The sequence below is a fragment of the Amycolatopsis sp. NPDC098790 genome (assembly GCF_044759945.1).
Classification (GTDB): domain Bacteria; phylum Actinomycetota; class Actinomycetes; order Mycobacteriales; family Pseudonocardiaceae; genus Amycolatopsis.
This window is the reverse complement of the sequence record NZ_JBIWAI010000001.1, coordinates 808378-830583: the sequence shown is the minus strand read 5'-3', so window position 1 is coordinate 830583 and position 22206 is coordinate 808378. Positions and strand designations below refer to the sequence as shown.

Sequence of the window (22206 nt, the reverse complement as noted above, 5' to 3'; positions counted from 1 at the left end):
AGGAAGAGCTTCAGTCACCGGCCCACGCTAGGCCGCACCCGCCCACCCCGCCAACGCGGAGCTTTCACGTGAAAGCTCCGACCTGGGGCCCGAGCTTTCACGTGAAAGCTCGGGCTCAGCCGGCGGGGGCCGTGGTGACTTCGCCCGGGAGCTTGCGGGCCACGTCCGTCCGGGAACGGGCGCCGAGTTTTCGCAGGACCTTCGCGACGTGCTGTTCGACCGTGCGCGGCGAGAGGAACAGCCCGTCCGCGATCTCCCGGTTCGTCCGGCCCTCCGCCAGCATCCGCGCCACTTCCCGTTCCCGTGGCGACAACTCGCTGCCGTAGCCCCGCCGCCCGCGTTGCGAAGGTGCCCACGCGCCGTGCTCGCGCAGCTGGTGGCGGCAGCGTCCGGCATCGCGGGTCGCGCCCAGCTGCTCGTACGCCTCGGCCGCCGCCGTCAGCTCTTCGACCGCGTCGCGGTTGCCCGCGGCGAGGCGGCACATCGCCGCCCGTTCCCGCATGCCCGTCGCCGGGTACGGCATCGGCAGCGCCGCATACCCCGACGCGGCTTCGTCGAACAGCGTCGCCGCGGCCAGGTGCTTGCCCCGCGCCTCCAGCAGCACCGCCCGGCCGGCCACCAACGCGGCCGCGGCGACCGGCGCGTCCCGGTCTTCGATCCCGCGGGCGAACGCCTCGACCACGCTGTCCGCCTCGGGCCAGCGCCCGGCCCGCGCGTACGCCTGCGCCGCCGCCGGGACCAGTGCCGCCGCCCAGATCCAGACACCCTTGCGCCCGGCCGCGGCCACCGCCGTGTCGGCCACCGCGCACGCGCCGTCGACGTCGTCGGTCGCCAGCAGCACCGAGATCAGCACGCCGGCCGCCGACAGGACGACCGGGATCGGCCCGCGGTCCGGCGCGTGGACGCTCGCCGCGGTCAGATGTCGTTGCGCGGCGGCGAACTCGCCGCGCACGGCCGCGAGCCCGCCGAGCACCAGCGACGACTCCATGACGATCGGGCCCAGCTCCGGATAGCTGTCACGCAGCTGCTCGGCGGCTTCGGCGAGCCCGGTCCAGCGCCCGCGGACCCAGTCCAGCCGGACGCGGGTGCCCTGGATCAGGCCGATCGCGTACAACGCGCCCGCGTCGGTCGCGCGCCGGACGCCCTCGGTCACCAGCCGTTCCGCGCGGTCGAGGTGGCCCGCCCACGACTGGCCGTCGGCGAGGTTGCACCACAGCCGGGCCAGCTGGACGCGCTCGGCGACCGTGCCGACGGTGTCCGGGAGCGCCTCGAACTCCGCCCACGCCGAGGCGTCGCCGACGTGCGACGCCGCCGCGATGCGGTCGGCGGTCAGCGCGAGCCGCAGCTCGGGGTCGTCGAGCCGCTCGTAGACTTCGCCCGCGCGGGCGCGCCAGGATTCGTGCCAGGACAACGGCGTCAGCCCGTCGATCGGCTGGGCGAGCAGGGTGATCCCGCGCGCGGCGAGGTCGGGCCGGTCGGTGAGCTCACCGACCGCGCGCTCGACTTCGAGGCGCCCGCGGCCGAGGCCGCCGATGGTCCGGACCTGCAGCATGCCGAGGCTCAGCCGGATCGAGCCGCGGACCGACGGCGGCAGCGTCACCTCTTCGAGGACGCGCTGCAGCGTGCCGATGACGTCTGGGCGGAAGCCGCGCAGCGCGACTTGGCTCAGCTTGCCGGCGACGCGCCCGATGTCCGGCTGCGCCGGGCCGGGTTCGGTGAGCACCGACTGCAGGAGGTCGATCGCGCGGGACGTCTCGCCGCGGGTGACGGCTTCGTCCGCGGCGGCTTCGGCGTAGTGCCGCCACTGGTCGACGCGGCCCGCCGCGCGGGAGTGCCGCGCCAGCAGCGTCAACGGTGGGGACGGCTGCGCGGCGAGCACGCGGATCGCCTGCGCGTGCAGCAGCGCGCGTTCGGGCCCGCTCACCGTGTCGTAGACCGCCTTGCGCGCCAACGGGTGCCGGAAGCCGTACTTGCTGTCGCCGACTTCGCCGAGCACGCCGGCGGACAACGCGGCGAGCAGCGCGGTGCGGAGAGCGTCGTCGGGCAGCCCGGCGAGTTCGCCGAGCACGGCGGCTTCGGCGCCGACGCCGAGCACCGCGGCCGCGCCGGCCAGCCGGACGGCGGGCTCGGGAAGCCCGGCCAGCCGTTCGGTGACGGCTTCCCGCAGCAGCACGGGCACTTCGAGGTTCTCCAGCATCCGGTCGGACAGGACTTCGCCGACCGGCAGCCGCTCAGCCGCTTCGCGCAGAGCCCGCAGGGTTTCCTCGACCACGAACGGGATCCCGGCGGTGCACTCGTGCAGCTTCGCGGCGAACTCGTCGGTGACGCGGGGGAGATCGAGGATTTCGACCGCGAGCGCGCGCACGGCGGTGACGTCGAGCGCGCCGAGCGCGACCCGCGCGGAGTGGACGGCCTGGTCGGTCCGGAAGGGGGCGCCGAGCGGGCCGGGCCGCACGTCGGTCGCCGATCGGTAGGTCGCCACCACCGCCAGCTCCGGCGGCATCGAGCCGGCGAGGAACCGCATGAGGTCGTGGGTGTCCTCGTCGGCCCACTGGAGGTCGTCGATCAGCACGAGCGTGGGTCCGCAGGCGTGCAGGAGCTCCCGCACCGCGCGGAAGACGCGGTGGCGTTCGGCGACCGGGTCGGCGAGTGGTTCAGGCCGCGGAGGAAGCGCTTCCGCGAGCTCCGGCAGCAACGGCCGGAGCACGCCGGCGACCGGGCTGAGCGGCCCGAGCGGGGCGTCGCCCACCTCGCGAAGCGCTTCCAGGACGGGCCCGTAGGGGAACGGTTCCCGCAGCGGCTGGCAGGCGCCGGTGAGCACGCGACCGCCGGCGAACTCCTTGCGGCGCCCGATCTCCGCGAGCAGCCGCGTGCGGCCCATGCCGGGCTCGCCCTCGATCAGGACGGCGGCCGGGCGCCGCCGGAGCACCTCGACGATGGCGTCGAGCTCGGTGTCGCGGCCGGTCAGCCGGGCGGGTCCCGACCGGACGCTCACCGAGGTGGGGCGGGGAGCCGTGAGCCACATGACGCGCCCTCCTCGACCAACCGGGGTGTGCGCGGGAGCCTAAGCAGCGCTCGACGCTCCGTAAACCATTAACCGAATAGGTGGTCGGTACCACCGTCACACGTCCGCCTACCCGCTGTCACCGGTTTGCCGCGGGATCCGCCGCTGCCGCGTCACTGCGCTTACGAAACGTCGGTGGATCGCCCGTTCCGGCAGTGCTTAACACGTTCAGGGACGCGGATCGGATACGGAAAGTAGTTCACGGAAACCCTACTTAAGGACCTGTCCGACCGGGTGACAGACCATGGTCAGGACCGCTTGGAGCAGGGGATTCGTCCGGGCTGAATGCGTATACCCATTCGCCGGGCGCCCGGATTGCACCGTAACGCCCACTGCGGGGACGCTCACCCGGGGGAGTACCACTGCGTGGCCGGTGCAGAGCCGCGCGTAACCACCTAGGGAGAAGCATGAAGATCGCCAGACTCTTCGGTGCCGCTGCCGCCGCGGTGATGACGACGGGCGCGCTCGTCGCGGTCGCCGTCCCCGCGTCGGGCCAGGACCTGCTGAACCCGGACATCGTGCCCGCCATGCAGCGCGACCTGGGCCTGACCCACGACCAGGTGCTGACGCGGCTGAAGAGCGAAGACGTCGCGACCAAGGTCACCGAGGCCGTCAGCGCGACGCTCGGCGACGCGTTCGGCGGCGCGACCTACAACGCCGCCACGGGCAAGGCGCACATCCAGACGACGGATGCCGCGTCGGTCGCGAAGATCCAGGCTTCCGGGGCCGAGGCGGAGGTCGTGAAGTTCAGCGCCCGCCAGCTCGACTCCACTGTGGAGAGGTTCAAGGCCCTCGACGCCTCGGCGCCGTACGCGATCACCGGCTGGGGCGTGGACTCCGTCACCAACCGCGTCACGCTTTCCGTCCTGCAGGGCCAGCGCGCCGCGGCCGACGCGTTCCTCACGCAGTCCGGTGTGGACAAGTCGTCGATCACGATCCTCGACGCGGCCTCGAAGCCCACGCTGCACGCCAACATCCGGGGCGGGGACGCCTACTACATCGGCGGTTCGTCGCGCTGCTCGGTCGGTTTCGCGACCACGACCGGTTTCGTGACCGCCGGCCACTGCGGCGCGCTCACCGGCGGCGGCTCGCTGACCGGGTCGAACGGCGCCTCGCTCGGCAGCTGGATCACCTACCGCTTCCCGGGTGTCGACTACGCGGCGGTCCGGACCAACAGCAACTGGACTCCCGTCGCGCAGATGAACAACGGCACCGCGGTGCGCGGGCAGTCGAACGCGGCGACCGGCACGTCGGTCTGCAAGGCCGGCTCGACCACCGGCTGGACCTGCGGCACCATCGGCGCCAAGAACCAGAGCGTCCGCTACTCCGAGGGCACGGTCAACGGCATGACCGCGACCAACGTCCGCTCGGCCGCGGGTGACTCGGGCGGCGGCTTCATCAGCGGCAACTCGGCGCAGGGCATCCTGTCCGGCGGCAACACGGCGACGACGTACTTCTACCCGATCGCCGGCGCGCTTTCGGGCACCGGCACCACCCTCAAGACCAGCTGATCCCGTTCAGAGACAGCGAAAGGGCGGGTTTCGAGTGCCTCCAGCGCACTCGAAACCCGCCCTTCGTCCTCGCCGCGGGATTGGGAGGTTCGGGGTCAGACGTTGCTGATCTCCTCGATCAGCCCGTCGACGTCGAAGTGCGCGCTCTCTTCGCCGAGCGGCACCAGTTCGTAGGAGGCGTCGAGGAAGCTGCGGACGTCCTCGACTTCGAGCTCGAACGACGCATAGCCGTCCGGTGACTCGATTTCCAGGGTCAGGAAGTCTTCGTCTTCGGACAGGTCCGGGCGGATCCGGACGTCCCCGAGGCCCGCCGGCTCGTCGAGGCCGTCCACCAGGAGGTCACGCGCGAAGGTCCACTCGATCCACCGGCCGCGCTCGGTCCGGAACGCCACGGTGACCGCGAACGGCTCTTCGGCGTGGTAGGAGAGGCGGGACAGGACGGGCGTGGTGCTTTCGTTCAGCACCACGAACTGGCTCTGGTGAACGGCGTCGGTCTGCATGGCCCCTCCTGGAGTCCGGTGGCGGTTCGCGCGGCGCGAACTGTTCGAGGAGGAGATGACCAGGGCAGACGGTCATGACGAAGAAACTCTCACGTTCACTTGATCGGTTGCACCCGTCCATTGTGGTGTAACGTCCGGCACATACCCCTTGCGTTCACCCGGCGACTGCCGGTGACGGTTCGCGCAGGGCTTCGGGGAGCTTCTTCCGCAGCGCCGAGCGTGATGGCGGTGCCGGCAATCCACTGTGGACCGTGCAGCAGAGAGCCCGGTCTCCTTGAGTTCAGAAGATGCTAGTGTCTACTAGCATGGACGAGCCGACAGCCTGGGCCGAGCGTGCGGCGGCCTTCTTCGCCGAGCAATACGGCATCCCGCCGATCGCCGGCCGCATCCTCGGCTGGCTGATGGTGTGCGACCCGCCCGCGCAGTCGGCGACCGCGATCGCCGGGGTCATCGGCGCCAGCCGGGCGTCGCTCACCTCGAACATGAACCTGCTGACCGCGGCCCGGCTGGTCCGCAAGCAGCGCGTGCCCGGCGACCGCACGACCTACTTCCGCATCGACGACGACGCCTGGCCGCGCGTGGTCCGCGAGCGCATCGCCACGCTCGCGTCGTTCGTCGCCATCGCCGACGACGGTCTCGCGCTGTTCGAACCCGGCGACGAGCGTGCTGCCCGCGTCCGCGCGGCGCGAGACACCTTCGCCTGGCTCGCCGAAGCTCTGGAGGGACCGAAGTGAAAGCAGTGGTGGCCGGAGCCGGCATCGGGGGCGTCACCGCGGCGCTCGCCCTCATCAACGCCGGCTGGGACGTCGAGGTGCTCGAACGCGCCCCCGAGCTGGGCGAAGTCGGCGCCGGGCTCTCGATCGCGCCGAACGCCCTGCGTGCGCTGGACGCGGTGGGCGTCGGGGAGAAGGTCCGCGCGGCCGCGACGCCGTCGCAAGCCGCGTACAACCTGTGCCTGCCGTCGGGGGAGTTCCTGAGGCGTTTCGACCCGGCGCACGACACGCCGTTGTCCTGCTTCCACCGCGCGGACCTGCACCGGCTGCTCGCCGCCGAGCTGCCGCGGGACGTCGTCCGGACCGGGTGTGCGGTCCGCGAAGTGACCTCGGACGGGGAAGTCGTCCACGACACCGGACGGGTGACGGCCGACCTGGTGGTGGGCGCGGACGGCATCCACAGCGCGGTCCGCGAGGCGCTCTGGCCCGGCATCGCACCCCACTTCCGCTACACGGTCTGGCGGGGCGTGACCGAACCCGGCGTCGAGAGCGCCGGCACGTTCACCTTCGGCCGCGGCGCCTACTTCCTGGTCCACCCGATCGGCGGCGGGCGGTTGTACTGGGCGCTCGCGGTGCACGAACCGCGGCCGGGCATCCGGTACGACGACGACCTGGCCGAAGTCCGGCGCCGGGTGCGCGGCTGGCACGTCGAGCCGCTCCTCGACGTGACGCCGAAGGTGCTGCACAACGACGTCACGGACCTGCCACCGCTGCCGTCGTACGTCCGCGGCCGCGTGGCGCTGCTCGGCGACGCGGCCCACGCGATGACGCCCGACATGGGCCAGGGCGCGTGCCAGGCGATCGAGGACGCGGTGACGCTCGCGGCCGTCGGGCTCGCGGGCTACGACCGCGCCCGGCTCTCCCGCACCCACGGCATCGCCCGGATGGCCCGCCAGAAGGGCGCGATGGCGCTGACGACGTCGAGGCTCGGATACGCGCTGAACCGGCTCGGCATGCGCGCGCCCGCGTCCGTGGTCCGGAAGCAGACGGAGAAGCTGTGGTCCTGGACCCCGCCTACGGCCCCAGCGGGAGCGTGAGCCCGACCTTCACCCGGTCCATCGCCACGCTCGTCGTGAAGTGCCGGACGTTCGGGTTGTCGAAGAACATGCGCCGGGTGAACGCCTCGAAGCCCGTCATGTCCGGGCACGTCACGACCAGCACGAAGTCGGCGTTGCCGGTGACGTAGTAGCACTGCTGGACGCAGTCGTCGGCCAGGACCTGGCGGCGGAACGCGTCCAGCACCGCGAGGTTCTCCCGCTCCAGCTCGACCATGACCACGAACGTCATGCTCAGCCCGAGCGCCTCCGGCGACAGCACCGCGACCTCGCGCTCGATGACGCCCGCCTCGCGCAGCCGCTTGATCCGCCGTTGCACCGCCGCGGCGGAGAGACCGACCTTCGCGCCGATCGTCTCGGCGATCGTGCGGGCGTCCTCCTGGAGGCAGGCGAGGATGGCGATGTCCAGCTGGTCGAGGTCGGGTGTCTGCACTCCAGCAGGCTAACCGGGACCCCCGACGATTTGCCGGGAGTTCGCTGGCGGCTCACTCCACCGTGACGCCGCTCACTACTCCGTCCGAGGCGAAAGTGAAACAACTTTTTTCGTGACCTGGAACACAACTCACCGGTCTACCAGGGGGTAGCCCATAGAAGTGGAAGACCAGCCGGTCGCTCCGCCAACCCGCCGGCGTGGGGAGGCTCTCCCGTGCCCGCACCTGCCGCCGTGCTGACCGGCCTCGGCTCGTGGTTGCCGACGAAAGTCCTGGACAACCACGAGATCGCCGCCCGGCTCGACACCACGGACGAGTGGATCCGGACCCGCACCGGCATCCGGCAGCGCCGCGTCGCCGGGCCGGACGAGTCCACTGTGGACCTCGCGGTCGGGGCGGGCCGCGAAGCACTCGGCGGGGGCTCCGCCGACATCGTCGTCCTCGCGACGTCGACCCCCGACCAGCCCTGCCCGGCCAGCGCGCCGCAGGTCGCCGCCCGGCTCGGGCTAGGCACCGCCGCGGCCTTCGACGTCAACGCCGTCTGCAGCGGCTTCGTCTACGCACTGGCCACCGCCGCCGGCTTCATCGCGGGCGGCCTCGCCGAGCGCGTCCTGGTCATCGGCGCCGACACCTTCACCACGCTCATCGACCCGGACGACCGCACGACCGTCCCGATCTTCGGCGACGGCGCGGGCGCGGTCCTGCTGCGGGCGGGCGAGCCGGACGAGCCCGGCGCGTTCGGCCCGTTCGACCTGCACAGCGAGGGCGAGCACGCCGACCTGCTGTGGGTCGAGGCCGGCGGCGCGCGGCGGCGGCTGTCCGACCAGCCGAGTGACCGCTTCCTCGCGATGCAGGGCACCGCGGTGTTCCGGCACGCGTGCGCGCGGATGGCCGAGTCGTCTCGGACCGTGCTGGACCGCGCGGGCTGGATGGTCGGCGACGTCGACCGGTTCGTCGGGCACCAGGCGAACATCCGGATCCTGCAGGCGACGGCGAAGCAGCTCGGCATGCCGGCCGACGCCGTCGTCGCGAACATCGACCGCGTCGGCAACACCAGCGCCGCGTCGATCCCGCTCGCCCTGGCCGACGCCCGCGCCGACGGCACCCTCGCGCCCGGGCACCGCGTGCTGCTCAGCGCGTTCGGCGCGGGCCTGACCTGGGGTTCGACCGTGCTGCGCTGGCCGGATCTGGGTCAGCTGTCCTGAGGTTCCGGGCCGGCCGTCCAGGTCGGCGTCGCCTCTTGACGGCCGCGCAGTTCCAGCTCGCCGTGCTTCACCCAGTACGCGCCTTCGCTCGGCAAAGCGGCCGAGACGACGGCGTCGCTCGCGAGGATCCGTGACGGCACCGCCTTGGCCAGCTCGGTCAGCCGCGCGGCCTCGTTGACGGCGTCGCCGATCACGGTGTACTCGAGCCGGCTGCTGGTGCCGAGCTGCCCGGCGAAGACCGGGCCGCTGGAGACGCCGATGCCGAGGTCGAGCTCGCCGTCCGCGCAGACCTCGTCCCGGATCGCGCGGGCCGCGGCGAGGGCGGCCGTCGGGCCGTCGGAGAGCCGCGTCGGGGCGCCGAAGATGCACAGCGCGGCGTCGCCCTGGAACTTGTTGACGAGCCCGCCGCGGGCGTTCACCGCGGAGACGACGGCGGCGAACAGCCGGTTCAGCTTCCGCACCAGTTCCTCCGGCGGGGTGCGGTAGGCGAGCGCGGTCGAGTCGACGACGTCGACGAACAACGCCGTGACCTCGCGGACGTCGCCGGACAGGGACGCGCCGTACTCCAGCGCGTGCCGGGCGACCTCGGCGCCGACGTGCCTGCCGAAGAGGTCCCGCATCCGCGCCTGCTCACGCAGTCCGGCGGCGAGCTGGTTGACCGACGTCTGGAGCAGGCCGATCTCGCTGGAGTCGTCGACGTCGACCGCGACCTCGTTGTCGCCGCGCGCGATCCGGTCGAGGGCCACGCGCAGCCGGTGCAGGGGTGCGGCGACGGCCCTGGCCAGCAGCGCGGTCCCGATGGCGCCGACCGCGAGGCCGATGACCGACAGCATGATCAGGCTCGCCGTGTGGTCGCCGGAGCCGAGGTCGGGCGGCGTGGCGACGAGCAACACGCCGACGAACGGGACGCCGCTGGCCAGCGCCCAGGTGACGACCAGCCGGGTGAGCACGGTGACGGGCAGCGACCCGCGCGGCGGCAGGATGCCGAGCGCGATGGTCATGACGGGCCGCGCGACCCATTCGGCGGCGAGGTAGGTGAGCCCGACGGTGGTGAGGCCGCCGAGCCCGATGACGGTCGCCATGCCGACGGCGTCGTCGCCGGACCCGAGCACGCCGGCCAGCACGCTGAGGACGACGGTCCCGATGAGCCAGAGCGTGCCGCTGACGACGGCCATGTCGACGGGCAGCCGCAAGGCGCGTTTCGCTTCGCTTTCCGACGGCGGCCGCCCGAGCACGAACCAGATGGCGGTGCGCCGCTGCAGCCAGGCGGTCCAGAGCGTCCCGGCGAGCAGCGACCCGGCCACGATGGCGGCGGCGGTCAGGCCGAGCACCCACCCGCGGTCCCCGACGTCCCCGGGCAGGCCTTGCAGGAGGAGAAGGAGGGCGACGACCCCGGAGCCGGCGACGCTGGACCCGACGCCGAGCCCGGCGAAGCCCAGGCTGGTGCGCAACACGACCCGGAAGTTCTTCACGGCGATCTTGCGCACGGCGTTGATCGTACGGCCGAAAATGCGTGGCCACCGCCGGTGCCCGCTGATTACGGTGCCGATCATGGAGCCACTCGGCCAGGACGAGATCCGGGCCTCGTTCGTCAACTGCACCCGCGGCGAAGCCAAGGGCGTGACGCTGCCCGCCCGGCCCGAGGACATCCCCTGGGAGAAGCGGGAGTTCCTCGGCTGGCGCGACCCGAAGGCACCGGCGCGCGCCTACCTCGTGCTGCCGTACGGCGGCGAGGTGGTCGGGCTCGCCCTGCGCGCGGCGGCGCCGCCGAAGTCGCGGTTGCGCAGCAACACCTGCGGCTTCTGCACGACGACCCACGGGCTCGCCGACATCACGCTCTTCTCCGGCCGGCGTGCTGGGAAGGCCGGCCGCGAGGGCAACACGCTGGGCACCTACGCGTGCGGGAACCTCGGCTGCTGCCAGTACGTCCGCGGCGAGCTGAAGTCCGACGTGCCCCAGCCGTACGAGACGCTCACCCTCGACGAACGCCTGGCGCGGCTGGAGGAGAAGCTGCACAAGTTCGTGGCGCGGGTCCTCGAGTCGCGCTAGAAGCGGTACCGGACGAGGTGCGCCATCCGCGCGAGCGGCGGGAAGTACTTCAACACCCGCAACTGGAACCGGGTGACCGGCCGCATCCGCGCCAGCACCTCCGGCGTCGACCAGTGCGCGGCGTCCAAAGAGGACACCAGCGTCAAGCCGTGGCGCTCCAGCTCGTGGGGGTCGTCGATGCCCCAGTGCAACGTCGCTTTCGCGCGCCGGACCGGGGCGTTCAGCTTCTGCGCCTTGATGCCGAACTTGCTGAACACGTCGCAGATCAGTTCACCCGAAGGGAACTTCGCGACCAGCCGACGGATCAGCTCGGTGCCGTCCGCGGGCGTCAAGTACATCGTCAACCCCTCGGCGACGATCAGCGTCGGACGGTCCGACGGCACCTGGTCCAGCCACCCGAAGTCGGTCACCGACGTGCCGATGTTCGTGTGGTTCGGCGCGGCCGCGTAGAGCTTTTCGCGCAGCTCGACCACCTCGGGGTAGTCGACGTCGTACCAGTGCACCGACGCCGGCGGCGCCAGGCGCTGGAAGCGCGTGTCCATGCCGCAGCCCAGGTGCAGCACGATCGCGTCCGGGTGCGCTGCCAGGTACTCCGCGGCCCACTCGTCGATCGGCTTGGCGCGCAGCACCACGCTCACCGCCGAATCGCGGCTGATGCCGAGCTTGGTGAAGTCGTAGTCGATCCGGCGGACGGCCTCGTCGGCCGCGTGGTCGCCGAGGATCGGGTCGGCCTCGCGGCTGTCGAGCGCGCGGCCGTAGAGGGTGGCCAGCATGGTGGCCTTTTCCCCGGTGAAGTGCACCTTCTCCATCAGCGTTCCTCCGCGGCGAAGTCGTGCGCGTACGTCTTGGCGTCGACCAGGTGCTTCAGCGTCAGCTCGCGGGCCGCGGCGGGGTCGGAGCGGCGGATCGCGTCGAGGATCGCGCGGTGGTCGTCGACCGCCTTGCGGATCTGGCCGGGCAGCCGCAGGGCCGCCCGGCGCTCCTCGCCGACCAGGGCGAGGACCGACCGCAGCAGCCCGGCGACGTCGTCGTTGCCCGCGTTCTGCGCGATGACGCGGTGGAACTCGGCGTCGGCGGCGATGACGTGCAGCATGTCGCCGTCCTCGGCCGCTTGGGCCATCTCGGCGACGTTGTCCTCGAGGCGGCTCACGGTCTTCGCGGTCGCCTGCCTGGCGAGCCGTTCGGCGAGCGTCGGTTCGACGGTCGCGCGCAGGTCGAAGAGCTTCTCGACGAGCTGGTCGTGCTCGGTGAACCACGTCCGCAGCGGCTGTTCCTGCTGCTCGCGCACGTAGGTGCCGGAGCCGGCGCGGATCCGGACGTACCCGATGGAGTCGAGAACGCGCAGGGCCTGCCGCAACGACCCGCGGCTGATGCCGAGGTCGTCGCACAGGACGCGTTCGGCGGGCAGGCGGGAGCCCGGCGGCAGCTTCCCGGAGTCGATCAGCGACCGCAGCCGGTCGACGGTCGCGCTCCAGACCTGCTCGGTGTCCACGCCGCCCATCCTCTCAGCTCGCGGAAACTGTCGGGGGTGCCTGCCATGATCACGGGCATGGACATCCTGGGGGCGTGGGTGCGGGGCGGTCTCGCGCGCGGTGCCGGAGCCGGTCGTGGAGCCGGACGGCTTCCGCGTCGACGTCGGCGCGCCGGCGCACCGGGTTCGCTACCTGCTGCGGTCACCGTCGACGGTGGCCACGCGGGCGCGGACGGTGGCCGAGCCGGCCACGTGGCTGAAGACGTGCGGCGCGCGGGAAGCGGTGCTCGCGGGCCTGACACCGGAGTGGGAGGCGGGGAAGACGGAGTACTTGATGACGTTCGAGGGCGACCTCCCGGCCGCCGAGGTGCCGGCGCCGTACGAGGTGGCGGTGAGCGGCAACGGGCCGGTGTGGTCGGTGTCGGTGACGTCCGCGGGCGAGCCGGCGGCCCGCGGCTGGGTCGCGGTGGCCGGCGGCGTGGCGGTGTTCGACCGGATCGTCACCGAGCCCGCCCACCGGCGGCGCGGCCTCGGCCGGGTGGTCGTGCACCGCCTGGGCGTCGCGGCACAGGCACGGTCGAGTGTGTTGCTGGCATCGGAAGCCGGGCGCGGTCTTTACGGCGCCCTCGGCTGGCGGGTGGCTTCCGAAGTGGTGCCCGCCCACGTACCGGAAGGAGCGCGATGACCGCGCGGTTCAAGGACCTCGCCCTCGACGCGGCCGACCACCAGGCCCTGGCCGACTGGTGGTGCCGGGCGCTGGGGTACGTCCGCCGTGACTCGCTGACCGGCGACGAACGCCCGGACGACTGGCCGGTCCCGATCGTCGACCCGGCGGAGAAAGGCCCGCTGATCTGGCTCAACCCGGTCCCGGAGCCGAAGGCGGGCAAGAACCGCATGCACCTGGACGTCTTCGGCGACAAAGCCGAACTGCTGGAACTGGGCGCGACCCTGGTCCGAGAACGCGACGACGAGATCGAATGGGACGTGCTGGCCGACCCGGAAGGGAACGAATTCTGCGTGTTCACCCCGAAGTGACTGTCTCGCCTGCCACATCTGGGCCCATCCGCTTCGCGGGCCCGCGCCGAGGTGCTTAGGCTCCGCACGTGAGTGCTAAATGACGTGGTGGCACGCGGTGATCGTCGTGGTCGCCGGGATCTGGGCGGGCACCATCAACGCCGTCGTCGGGTCGGGGACCCTCGTGACGTTCCCCGTCCTCGTCGCGCTGGGCTACTCGCCGCTGACGGCGACGACGTCCAACGCCATCGGCCTCGCGCCCGGCACCCTCAGCGGCGCCTGGGGTTACCGGCACGAGCTCACCGGCTACTGGCGGCAGGTCGCGAAGTTCGCCGTCGCGTCGTTCCTCGGTGCTATCGGCGGCACCATCCTGCTGCTGTCGCTGCCGAAGGACGCCTTCGAAGCCGTCGTCCCCGTGCTCGTCGGCCTCGCCGTGATCCTGGTGATCGTGCAGCCGCGCGTCTCGAAGTGGGTCGCGAAGCGCCGCGAAGAAAACGGCGAGACCGAGCACAAAGCCGGCCCGCTGCTGATGTTCTTCATCTTCCTCATCGGCGTCTACGGCGGGTACTTCACCGCCGCGCAGGGCGTGATGCTGATGGCCGTCATGGGCATGCTGCTGTCCGAACCACTGCAGAAGCTCAACGGCGTCAAGAACGTCCTCGCCGCCGTGGTCAACGTCGTCGCGGGCGTGATCTACGCGTTCGTCGCGCCGATCAGCTGGCCCGTGGTGCTGTGGCTGGCCGTCGGGTCGACCGCCGGCGGCTTCCTCGGCGCGAAGATCGGCCGGAAGCTGCCGCCGGCGGTGCTGCGCGGCGTGATCGTCGTGATCGGTCTCGCCGCCGTCGTCCAGCTGGTCGTCAAGCAGTTCAGCGACTGAAGTCGCGCGCCGCGGCCAGGAACAGGTCGTTCTCCTCGCGGGTCCCGATCGTCACGCGCACGCCGTCGCCGGCGAACGGGCGCACCACCAGCTTGCGGTCCAGCGCGTGCTCGGCGAACGGCACGGCCTGCTCACCCAGCGGCAGCCAGACGAAGTTCGCCTGCGTTTCGGGCACCCGGTAGCCGGCCGCGATCAGTTCGTCGCGCACCCGGCCGCGTTCGGCCACGATCTCCTGGCAGCGCGCGAGCAGCTCGTCGGCCGCGTCGAGCGACGCCAGCGCGGCCACCTGGGCCAGCATGTTCACCGAGAAAGCCACGTACACCTGGCGAAGCGCGTCCGCGATCGGCTCCGGCGCGACGGCGTAACCGACGCGCAGGCCCGCGAGGCCGTACGCCTTCGAGAACGTGCGCAGCACCATGACGTTCGAGCGCGTCCGCGTGTACTCGACGCCGTCGGGGACCTCCGGATCGGTGACGAACTCCTTGTACGCCTCGTCCAGCACCACCAGCACGCGCTGCGGGACCGCGTCGATGAACCGCTCGAGCTCGGCACGCCGGATCGCCGTGCCGGTCGGGTTGTTGGGGTTGCAGACGAAGACCACGCGCGTGCGGTCGGTGATCGCCGCGAGCATCGCGTCGAGGTCGAGCTCCTGGCCCTCGGTGATCGGGACCAGCACCGGCTTCGCGTGCGCCACCTGCGTCACGATCGGGTAGGCCTCGAACGACCGCCAGCCGAAGAGCACCTCGTCGCCGGGGGCGCAGGCGGCCTGGATCGTCTGCTGGCACAGCGACACCGAGCCGCAGCCGATCGCGACGCGCTCCACCGGCACGTCCAGCTCGCGCGCCAGCCGCTCGCGCAGGGCCTGCGAGCCCGTGTCGGGGTAGCGGTTGATGCCGGCCGCGGCCTCGGCGATCGCCTGCGCGACGCTCGGCAGCGCGCCGCCGGGCACCTCGTTGCTCGCCAGCTTGATCGCGCCTTCGATCGTCCGGCCGGGGATGTACTTCGGCAACGATTCGAGGTCGGCACGGGGGGACACGGACGACATCTTCGGCGCTCCTCCGATTGAACGGGACAACCCCGTCACCGTATCTTTTCCGCCCGCCGCCCCGCGACTCCCTTCAGGCGGTATGTGACGAGGGGAGCTGCTTAACTGGGTTCCTCCCGTTCACCTCGAAGTGATTGAGTGACGCAATGACGTCGACCAGCACCGTGGACTACCAGCGCACCGACGGCCGGGCCCTGACGCTGACCTTCTCGGAACCGGAAGGGTCGCTACGCGGCGGTTTGGTGGTCCTGCACGAGGCGGACGGCGTCACCGACGGCGTGAAGCTGCTGCTCGCCAGCCTCGCCATCGAGGGCTGGCTGACCGTCACCCCGCACCTCGAAAACGCGGAGCTGACGCAGCAGGACCTGCTCGACGCGACGGACATCACACTCGCCTGGCTCGTCGACCGCGGCGTCCAGGCCGACCTGCTCGGCGTGATGGGCTTCGACCTGGGCGGCACCGCGGCGCTCGTCGTCGCCTCGCATCGCCGGCTGGGTGCCGCGGTCAGTGTCGGCGGGCAGCAGACTGCCGAACTGCCCGCGCTGGTCGAGATCGCCGGCAAGCTCACCAGCCCGTGGCTCGGCATGTACGGCGACGCCGGCGACGAGGCGGGCGGCGCCGAGGTCGAGCGGCTGCGTGACGCGGCGGCGTCGGCGAAGGTCGCCACCAACGTCGTCCACTACCCGGGCGCGAACCACCGCTTCGACGCCGACCCCGGCGCGGCCGCAGAAGCGTGGCAGCGGACCCTGAATTGGTTCGACGCCCACCTGCGCTGAGCGCGATCACCAATCCGGCGAAAAGCAGGCCGCCCCCGAGCGCGCGCAACCGTCGCTACGAAAGCCATCGGCCGTGGCTGTCGCCGGATTGGTGATATTTGGCGCAGTACAGTCGTGACGTGACGCACACCGCCGACGCCCCCGAAGTGCTCTGGCGCCCTGAGCCGAGCCACGTTGCCGACACCAAGATCGAAGCCTTCCGCCAGTGGCTGCGTGCCGAACGCGGCGTCGAGGTGGACGACTACCACTCGCTCTGGGAGTTCTCCGTCGAGCGCGGCCCGGACTTCTGGACGGCGGTCGCGGACTTCCTCGGCGTCCGCTGGCACGACCAACCCGGCGAGGTGCTCTCCGGTGAGATGCCGGACGCCGTCTGGTTCGACGGCGCCACGCTGAACTACGCCGAGCACGCGCTCACCCCCGGCGTCGCGGGCGCCTTGAAGGGCGACGACGAGCTCGCGGTGATCTTCCACCGCGAAGACGGCTTCGCGGACCACCTCACGTACGGCGAGCTTCGCGCACAGGTCGCCGCCGCGCGGGCCGCGTTGCTCGAACTGGGCGTCGGCAAGGGCGACCGCGTCGTCGCGCTGGCCCCGAACTGCCCGCAGACGCTGGTCGCGTTCCTCGCCACGGCGAGCGTCGGGGCGATCTGGTCGTCGTGCTCGCCGGACTTCGGCGTCCGCGCCATCGCGGACCGGTTCGTCCAGATCGAGCCGAAGGTGCTCTTCGCCGTCAACGCCTACGCGTACAACGGCCGCCAGTTCGACATCCGGGGCACGGTCACCGACCTGCAGGCGAAGCTGCCGTCGCTGGCCGCGACGGTGCTCGTGCAGTACGTCGGCGAAGGCCGGCTGGACGGTGCACTCGACTGGGCCGAGCTGCTCGCGAAGCACCAAGGCGCGACGCTGCTGTTCGAGCCGGTCGAGTTCGCGCACCCGCTGTGGGTGCTCTACTCGTCGGGGACCACCGGCCTGCCGAAGGGCATCGTGCACGGCCACGGCGGCATCACCCTCGAACACCTCAAAGCCCTCGCGCTGCAGACGGACCTCGGGCCGGGCGACCGGTTCTTCTGGTTCAGCACCACCGGCTGGATGATGTGGAACTTCCTCATCTCCGGCCTGCTCGTCGGCACGACGATCGTGCTCTACGACGGCAGTCCCGGCCACCCGGACCTCAACGCGCTCTGGCACCTGGCCGAGCAGCACCGCGTCACGTACTTCGGGACGTCGGCGCCGTTCATCCAGAGCTGCCTGAAGGCCGGCATCAAGCCCGCCGAGCGCTACGACCTCACGGCGTTGCGCGCGCTCGGTTCCACGGGGGCTCCTTTGAGCGTCGAGGGGTTCCGGTGGATCGTGAACGAGGTGGGGAAGGGCGTCCAGATCTGCTCGGTCTCCGGCGGCACCGACCTGTGCGCGGCGTTCGTCGCGTCGGCGCCCGACGTCCCGGTGTGGCTGGGGGAGCTGTCCTGCCCGGCGCTGGGGGCCGCCGTGAACGCGTTCGACGAGGCGGGCAACGCCGTCGTCGAGGAGGTCGGCGAGCTGGTGATCACGAAGCCGATGCCGTCGATGCCGGTGTTCTTCTGGAACGACCCGGACGGCTCGCGCCTGCGTGAGGCCTACTTCGAGATGTACCCGGGGCTCTGGCGCCACGGCGACTGGATCCGCGTCACCAACCGCGGGTCGGCGGTGATCTACGGCCGCAGCGACTCGACGCTCAACCGCGGCGGCGTCCGGATGGGCACGGCGGAGTTCTACCGGGTCGTCGAGGGCTACGACGAAATCGCGGACTCCCTGGTCGTGGACACCTCGGCGGCCGGCAACGAGGACGGGCAGCTGATCTGCTTCGTGGTGCTCGCCGGCGGCGCTTCGCTCGAAGACGTCGAGCCCCGGCTGAAGAAGGAGCTCCGCAGCGCGCTGTCACCGCGGCATGTACCCGATCGGTTCGTCGTGGTTTCGGAGATTCCCCGGACTTTGAACGGTAAGAAGTGTGAGGTACCGGTGAAGAAGATTCTCGCCGGTGTGGCTCCCGACCGGGCCGTCAGCCGAGACGCGCTGGCCAACCCGGCGGCCTTGACGCCGTTCGTGGAGCTCGCCGGGGGGTGAATGGGGGAAGCATGATCGTCCGCAACGGGTTGTACAGGTGGTGACGGGAACCCGCGCGCAGACCACCTGGCGGGTGGCGGGAGCCACCACCGTGGGGGTGATCACCTGGGTGACCCGGCTGGCCGGACTGATGACGCTCGTGTCGGTCCTGGTGCCCGCCGGGCGCCGCAGCCTGCGCGGGCACCTGTCGGAATGGCTGGAGCTGCCGCAGGAGGCGACGGTCGCGGCGGCGACCGTCGCGCTGGTCACCGGCGTGCTGCTGGTGCTGCTGGCCGCGGGTCTGCGACGCCGCAAGCGCCGGGCGTGGCAGCTGGCCGTCGGCGCGACGGTGCTGCTCACGGTGTCGCACATCGGGCTGCGGCACGTCTTCGGCGCCGGGCTGGTGTCCGTGGTGCTGCTTGTCGGCCTGATCGCGAACCGGCGTTACTTCATCGCGAAGGCGGACCCGGTGGTCGGGCGCTGGCGCGCGGTGCGCGTGTTCCTGCAGCTGGTGCTGGCCGGGTTCGTGATCAACGTCATCCTGCTGTCGGTGGCCTCGCGCGCGGTGCTGGCGCCGATGAGCTTCCCGGACCGCCTGGCGGAGTCCGCGCTCGCGCTCGTGGGAGCCAGCGGGCCCGCGGTGTTCCACCAGATGTGGCTGGAGGACCTGACGGCGGCCGTCGGGCTGCTGTTCGGCCTCGCCGCCGTCTTGGTGTCGGCGTACTTCCTGCTGCGCTCGGCGGAGCCGGCGCCGCGGCTGACCGACGACGAGGTCGCCCGCCTGCGCAAGCTGCTCGACGAGCACGGCGAGCGTGACTCCCTCGGCTATTTCGCGTTGCGGCGGGACAAGTTCGCGGTGTTCTCGAAGACGGGTAAGGCCGCGGTCACCTACCGCGTGATCGCCGGGGTGGCGTTGTGCTCGGCCGACCCGCTCGGCGACCACGAGGCGTGGCCGGGCGCGATCGAGGAGTACCTGGAGGTGTGCCGCCGCAACGGCTGGGTCCCGGCGGCGATGGGCGTCTCGGAGCTGGGCGCGACGGTCTGGGCCCGCTTCGGCCTGGAGGTGCTGGAGATCGGCGACGAGGCGGTCGTCGACGCCGAGGGGTTCACGTTGGACGGACGCATCATGCGCGGCGTCCGCCAAGCCGCGGCCCGCACGAAGCGCGCGGGCTACAAGGTGCTGGTGCGGCGCACGGAGGACCTGCGTCCGGGCGAGCTGGAAGAGCTGGAGGTCCTGGCGGCCAACTGGCGCGGCACGGACACCGAGCGCGGTTTCTCGATGGCACTCGGCCGCATGGGCGACCCGGGCTCGGTCCTGGTGACGGCTGAGCAGGGCGGCCGCGTGCGGGGCGTGCTCCAGTTCGTCCCGTGGGGTTCGACGGGCCTGTCCCTGGACGTGATGCGCCGCGACCGGTCGGCCGACAACGGCGTCAACGAGCTGATGATCTCGGAGCTCCTGCTGGCGGCAGGCCGGCACGGGATTTCGCAGGTGTCGCTCAACTTCGCGGCGTTCCGCGCGTTGATGGAACAGGGCCAGCGCATCGGCGCCGGCCCGGTCGCGCGCATGTCGGCGAAGGTCCTGCACTTCTTTTCGCGCTGGATCCAGATCGAGACGCTGTACAAGTTCAACGCGAAGTTCCAGCCCCGCTGGGTGCCGAGGTACCTGGTTTACCCGGGCGTCCGCGAGCTACCCCGGGTGGGCATCGCGACGTTCGAAGCCGAGGGGCTCGGCGGCCGGTCCCCGCGCCTGCTCAGGCTGCTGCAACGCGCGTGAGGGGGGTCGTGTTCAGGGGTGATCCGGGGGTGTGTAACCTATCTGAGCAGTGGTCGTTGGGCCCAGGAGGCTTCGCCTAGTCTGGTCTATGGCGCCGCACTGCTAATGCGGTTGGGGGTAACCCCCCCTCCCGGGTTCAAATCCCGGAGCCTCCGCTGGTGCCCGGTTCGCCGGGTGCTAGGTTACAACTGAACACGCGCCCGTAGCTCAGCTGGATAGAGCATCTGACTACGGATCAGAAGGTCAGGGGTTCGAATCCCTTCGGGCGCACGTCTGGTTGAGACAGCAAAGAAGCCCCCTCGCAAGAGGGGGCTTCTTTCTTGTCAGTCTCCGACTCGGTCGTCGTGACCTGTGTCACGAACTCACGGCTTGTTCTACCGTGATTGGCGTGGACGGCCGCTGCAAACACGACCTTCTGCCGGGCCAATGCGCGGCGTGCAAACCCCCGCCGCCGGGTGTTCGGCCGCACGGCTACCGCACGGACGGTGGTTCGGCCTACCACAACGATCCCGCCTGCGACTGGCTCTTGCGCGGCCAGCGCCATGCCGCGGCCCGCGCGCAGGAGACGCACCCGGCGGTGCAGGTCGTTTGGGCGGACGTACGCCCGGGCTCGCTGGAGCCGTGCGAGTACTGCTGCACACCAGAATGGCTGGCTCGCCGTACACCGGCGGTGGCGCCCGTATCGGTGCCCAAGCCGTGCCTCGTCCGGGACGGTGACGAGTGGTACCAGGGCCAGCTCTCCTGGGAGGCGGCTCCGCGGGAGGACGGTCTCTGGTGGGCCAAAGTGCGGTACCGGCGAGAGGGACAGGAACTGACCGTGGTCAGGAACCAGAACGCCCTGCGGCCGCGCGAGTAAGTCAGCGTCGTAGCAGCTCCTGCCGGAACCGATCGGCGAAGCGCTGCGTGCGGACCATTTCCCCCACCGGAACCGACGGTGGTTCGGCGTCCATTGCTCGCTGGAGCGGGCGCAGCAACCGGGTGAAGAGCCGTTCCGAAGCGTTCGGGTCCCAGATATCACGGAGCAGTTGCGTGCACTTCTCTTCGGCTACGCGCGGCCGGTGATCCGGTGCCTTGGTGCCCATCGACTGCCATCTCACCGCGGCCAGCAGGTGGTAGCGCGCGGGCGCGTACTTCTTGTCGATGCGCTTGTTCCGCAACAACCATTCGACTCGGTACCATGTGGCAGCGGCCAGGTAATAGTAGACCGGTTGCTGGTCTGGCTGGAAGAGCTCCCGGCCACGCTCCTGGATGAGTGACTTGAAGTGGCCGACCCCGGCCGGCTCGTCGAGGAACATCGCGAGGTATGCACGCGTCAGCTGCGCTCGGCCGATCACCCTGACTTTCTCGATGTCCTTCCGTTCGCTGTACTGCTTTGATCGCCGCTCGTAGTAGAGCCGCTGTTGCCTGTCCCGGCCGTGCTCGAAGTACTCCTCCAGCAAGCGGTGGAACTCGTCACGGACGCTGAGGTCCTCCTCGCTGATCATCGTCTGCCGATTGGTCGCGGCGGCGATCCCGCTGACGACGTCCTCGTCCTGCGTGTGCACGACCATGAGTTTCACGTGCACACCGGGAGTCAGCTGGTGGCGCTGGTCGAAGAGAACATGACAGGTTTGGCAGCCGTTCACGATCTGGAAGTCCGTCAGGATCACGCGGTCGCCGATCGGCTTCAGGCCACGGGTCACGATGGTGATGCCCAGGTTGTACAACGAAAACAAGTCGCGTTCGCCGGGGTCGCACAAGGTGTCCCGGATCTTGGAGTTCACCTCGTTGTAGCCCTGGAAGTCACGGAAGTTCTCGTGGAAGAGCGTGCGGCGCAGCCTGCCCGCGTCGTCGGAAAGGACGCATTCGACCAGGTCGGTGGCCGCGATCAAGCCCGTGACGGCTTGCTCGACCGCAGCAGTACTGGGCACGACGATCCGTCGGGGCATTGGGAACTCCGCGGTCACCGAGCTGGTCGCTCGCCGGTAGAGCTCGCGCATGTGCTGCCGGGTCGTGCAGTCGAAGGAAACTTCGTCGAACAGCCCGGTCGCGCTCAGCTTGCGTTCCGCGCTGGTGGCCTTCTGCCTGATCATGGCGGCGACTTCGCTCCCGGTGGTCACGTAGAACACGTGGAGCCGGGGCAGCCGGCCGGCGAGTTTGCCGACGTTGCCGTAGACCGCATCGTGGAGGCACCGGCGGATGTTCCGGATGTCGTCCGACGCCGGATAGGGGAGTTCGGCCTGGTCGAGGAGGTGCAGGAGGTTGTCGGCGAGGTCCGAGATCACCCGGCTTTCGAACTTGCTGCTCGTCTTGGCCTGGAGGAAGACGATGTCCACGACTGGCCGGATCCGGCTGTCCATCACCCGTGCCACGTCGTCGGCTTCGTGCAGCAGCTCCCCGTCGACCAGCACCGCGAAGGCGTCGATGCCGAGATCGTTGCCGCCACCGGTGCGGAAGGTGTCCGGGGCGAATTCGCTCTCGTAGAACGAGCTAAGGACGCAGTAGGCGGCGAATGCCTCGAACGCTTCGCTCTCCGGCAGCGAGGTCAGGTCGTGCGTTTTCTGGAATTCGCGGGTGAGCCCGCCGATCACCATGTCCACGGGT

The 22206-nt window shown here is 70.9% G+C and carries 20 protein-coding genes and 2 tRNA genes; 14 read left to right on the top strand and 8 right to left on the bottom strand.

Annotation, left to right across the window (positions count from 1 at the left end; all coding sequences use genetic code 11):
- Window positions 1-115: 115 nt before the first annotated feature.
- A complete protein-coding gene (locus ACIQWX_RS04235; protein ID WP_400865323.1) occupies window positions 116-3025 on the bottom strand; it encodes an ATP-binding protein in 2910 nt (969 codons plus the stop codon).
- Between the two features lie 446 nt (window positions 3026-3471).
- On the opposite strand from ACIQWX_RS04235, the gene ACIQWX_RS04230 reads away from it, so the two are divergent.
- The gene (locus ACIQWX_RS04230; RefSeq protein ID WP_400865321.1) at window positions 3472-4575 is read left to right on the top strand and encodes a S1 family peptidase; all 1104 of its coding nucleotides are present in this window, start codon (window positions 3472-3474) and stop codon (window positions 4573-4575) included.
- A 95-nt stretch (window positions 4576-4670) separates the two neighbouring features.
- Here ACIQWX_RS04230 and ACIQWX_RS04225 read toward each other — a convergent pair whose 3' ends face one another.
- Window positions 4671-5075: an SsgA family sporulation/cell division regulator gene (locus ACIQWX_RS04225; protein WP_400865319.1), complete on the bottom strand. Its 405-nt coding sequence runs from the start codon at window positions 5073-5075 to the stop codon at window positions 4671-4673.
- A gap of 305 nt (window positions 5076-5380) precedes the next feature.
- Between ACIQWX_RS04225 and ACIQWX_RS04220 the strand changes: the two genes are divergently transcribed.
- Entirely contained in the window at window positions 5381-5809 is a 429-nt protein-coding gene (locus ACIQWX_RS04220) for a GbsR/MarR family transcriptional regulator (RefSeq protein WP_400865317.1), read from the top strand.
- A complete protein-coding gene (locus tag ACIQWX_RS04215; RefSeq protein ID WP_400865315.1) occupies window positions 5806-6885 on the top strand; it encodes an FAD-dependent monooxygenase in 1080 nt (359 codons plus the stop codon). Before ACIQWX_RS04220 ends, ACIQWX_RS04215 begins: the two co-directional genes overlap by 4 nt.
- On the opposite strand, the gene ACIQWX_RS04210 is transcribed toward ACIQWX_RS04215, so the two are convergent.
- Window positions 6863-7336 carry an Lrp/AsnC family transcriptional regulator gene (locus ACIQWX_RS04210; RefSeq protein WP_364463295.1) on the bottom strand — a complete coding sequence of 158 codons (474 nt, stop codon included), beginning with the start codon at window positions 7334-7336 and terminating at the stop codon, window positions 6863-6865. The two genes, ACIQWX_RS04215 and ACIQWX_RS04210, sit on opposite strands and share 23 nt — an antisense overlap.
- A gap of 213 nt (window positions 7337-7549) precedes the next feature.
- Here ACIQWX_RS04210 and ACIQWX_RS04205 point away from each other — a divergent pair, with 213 nt between their 5' ends.
- Entirely contained in the window at window positions 7550-8539 is a 990-nt protein-coding gene (locus tag ACIQWX_RS04205; RefSeq protein WP_400865313.1) for a beta-ketoacyl-ACP synthase III, read from the top strand.
- On the opposite strand, the gene ACIQWX_RS04200 is transcribed toward ACIQWX_RS04205, so the two are convergent.
- Complete coding sequence (locus ACIQWX_RS04200) at window positions 8527-10026, bottom strand: adenylate/guanylate cyclase domain-containing protein (RefSeq protein WP_400865311.1); 1500 nt, start codon at window positions 10024-10026, stop codon at window positions 8527-8529. The genes ACIQWX_RS04205 and ACIQWX_RS04200 overlap by 13 nt on opposite strands.
- 64 nt (window positions 10027-10090) lie before the next feature.
- Between ACIQWX_RS04200 and ACIQWX_RS04195 the strand changes: the two genes are divergently transcribed.
- Window positions 10091-10588 carry an FBP domain-containing protein gene (locus tag ACIQWX_RS04195; protein WP_400865309.1) on the top strand — a complete coding sequence of 166 codons (498 nt, stop codon included), beginning with the start codon at window positions 10091-10093 and terminating at the stop codon, window positions 10586-10588.
- Here ACIQWX_RS04195 and ACIQWX_RS04190 read toward each other — a convergent pair.
- Together ACIQWX_RS04190 and ACIQWX_RS04185 are read right to left on the bottom strand one after the other, a co-directional pair.
- Complete coding sequence (locus ACIQWX_RS04190; RefSeq protein WP_400865307.1) at window positions 10585-11397, bottom strand: class I SAM-dependent methyltransferase; 813 nt, start codon at window positions 11395-11397, stop codon at window positions 10585-10587. The genes ACIQWX_RS04195 and ACIQWX_RS04190 overlap by 4 nt on opposite strands.
- The gene (locus ACIQWX_RS04185) at window positions 11397-12080 is read right to left on the bottom strand and encodes a FadR/GntR family transcriptional regulator (protein WP_400865304.1); all 684 of its coding nucleotides are present in this window, start codon (window positions 12078-12080) and stop codon (window positions 11397-11399) included. Before ACIQWX_RS04185 ends, ACIQWX_RS04190 begins: the two co-directional genes overlap by 1 nt.
- 115 nt (window positions 12081-12195) lie before the next feature.
- Between ACIQWX_RS04185 and ACIQWX_RS04180 the strand changes: the two genes are divergently transcribed.
- The 3 genes from ACIQWX_RS04180 (at window position 12196) to ACIQWX_RS04170 (ending at window position 13950) form a co-directional block, all read left to right on the top strand.
- Window positions 12196-12744: a GNAT family N-acetyltransferase gene (locus tag ACIQWX_RS04180; RefSeq protein ID WP_400865301.1), complete on the top strand. Its 549-nt coding sequence runs from the start codon at window positions 12196-12198 to the stop codon at window positions 12742-12744.
- The gene (locus tag ACIQWX_RS04175) at window positions 12741-13094 is read left to right on the top strand and encodes a VOC family protein (RefSeq protein WP_400865299.1); all 354 of its coding nucleotides are present in this window, start codon (window positions 12741-12743) and stop codon (window positions 13092-13094) included. Before ACIQWX_RS04180 ends, ACIQWX_RS04175 begins: the two co-directional genes overlap by 4 nt.
- A gap of 79 nt (window positions 13095-13173) precedes the next feature.
- Window positions 13174-13950, top strand: a complete 777-nt coding sequence (locus ACIQWX_RS04170) for a sulfite exporter TauE/SafE family protein (protein WP_400865297.1) — start codon at window positions 13174-13176, stop codon at window positions 13948-13950.
- Here the strand turns inward: ACIQWX_RS04170 and hisC are convergent.
- Window positions 13940-14995, bottom strand: coding sequence for a histidinol-phosphate transaminase (gene hisC, locus ACIQWX_RS04165; RefSeq protein WP_400865295.1), 1056 nt, complete (start codon window positions 14993-14995; stop codon window positions 13940-13942). The two genes, ACIQWX_RS04170 and hisC, sit on opposite strands and share 11 nt — an antisense overlap.
- 146 nt (window positions 14996-15141) lie before the next feature.
- Between hisC and ACIQWX_RS04160 the strand changes: the two genes are divergently transcribed.
- The 6 genes from ACIQWX_RS04160 (at window position 15142) to ACIQWX_RS04135 (ending at window position 20479) form a co-directional block, all read left to right on the top strand.
- Window positions 15142-15771: a dienelactone hydrolase family protein gene (locus ACIQWX_RS04160; protein WP_400865293.1), complete on the top strand. Its 630-nt coding sequence runs from the start codon at window positions 15142-15144 to the stop codon at window positions 15769-15771.
- Between the two features lie 119 nt (window positions 15772-15890).
- Window positions 15891-17870: an acetoacetate--CoA ligase gene (locus ACIQWX_RS04155; RefSeq protein WP_400865290.1), complete on the top strand. Its 1980-nt coding sequence runs from the start codon at window positions 15891-15893 to the stop codon at window positions 17868-17870.
- Window positions 17871-17907: 37 nt separating this feature from the next.
- Window positions 17908-19623, top strand: a complete 1716-nt coding sequence (locus ACIQWX_RS04150) for a phosphatidylglycerol lysyltransferase domain-containing protein (protein ID WP_400865287.1) — start codon at window positions 17908-17910, stop codon at window positions 19621-19623.
- Between the two features lie 65 nt (window positions 19624-19688).
- Window positions 19689-19778, top strand: a tRNA-Ser gene (locus ACIQWX_RS04145).
- 41 nt (window positions 19779-19819) lie between these two features.
- Window positions 19820-19893 (top strand) — tRNA-Arg (locus ACIQWX_RS04140).
- Window positions 19894-20011: 118 nt separating this feature from the next.
- On the top strand, window positions 20012-20479 hold the full coding sequence (locus tag ACIQWX_RS04135) for a hypothetical protein (RefSeq protein ID WP_400865285.1): 468 nt from the start codon (window positions 20012-20014) through the stop codon (window positions 20477-20479).
- 1 nt (window position 20480) lies between these two features.
- On the opposite strand, the gene ACIQWX_RS04130 is transcribed toward ACIQWX_RS04135, so the two are convergent.
- Window positions 20481-22196, bottom strand: coding sequence for an AIPR family protein (locus tag ACIQWX_RS04130; RefSeq protein ID WP_400869382.1), 1716 nt, complete (start codon window positions 22194-22196; stop codon window positions 20481-20483).
- Between the last annotated feature and the right edge of the window lie 10 nt (window positions 22197-22206).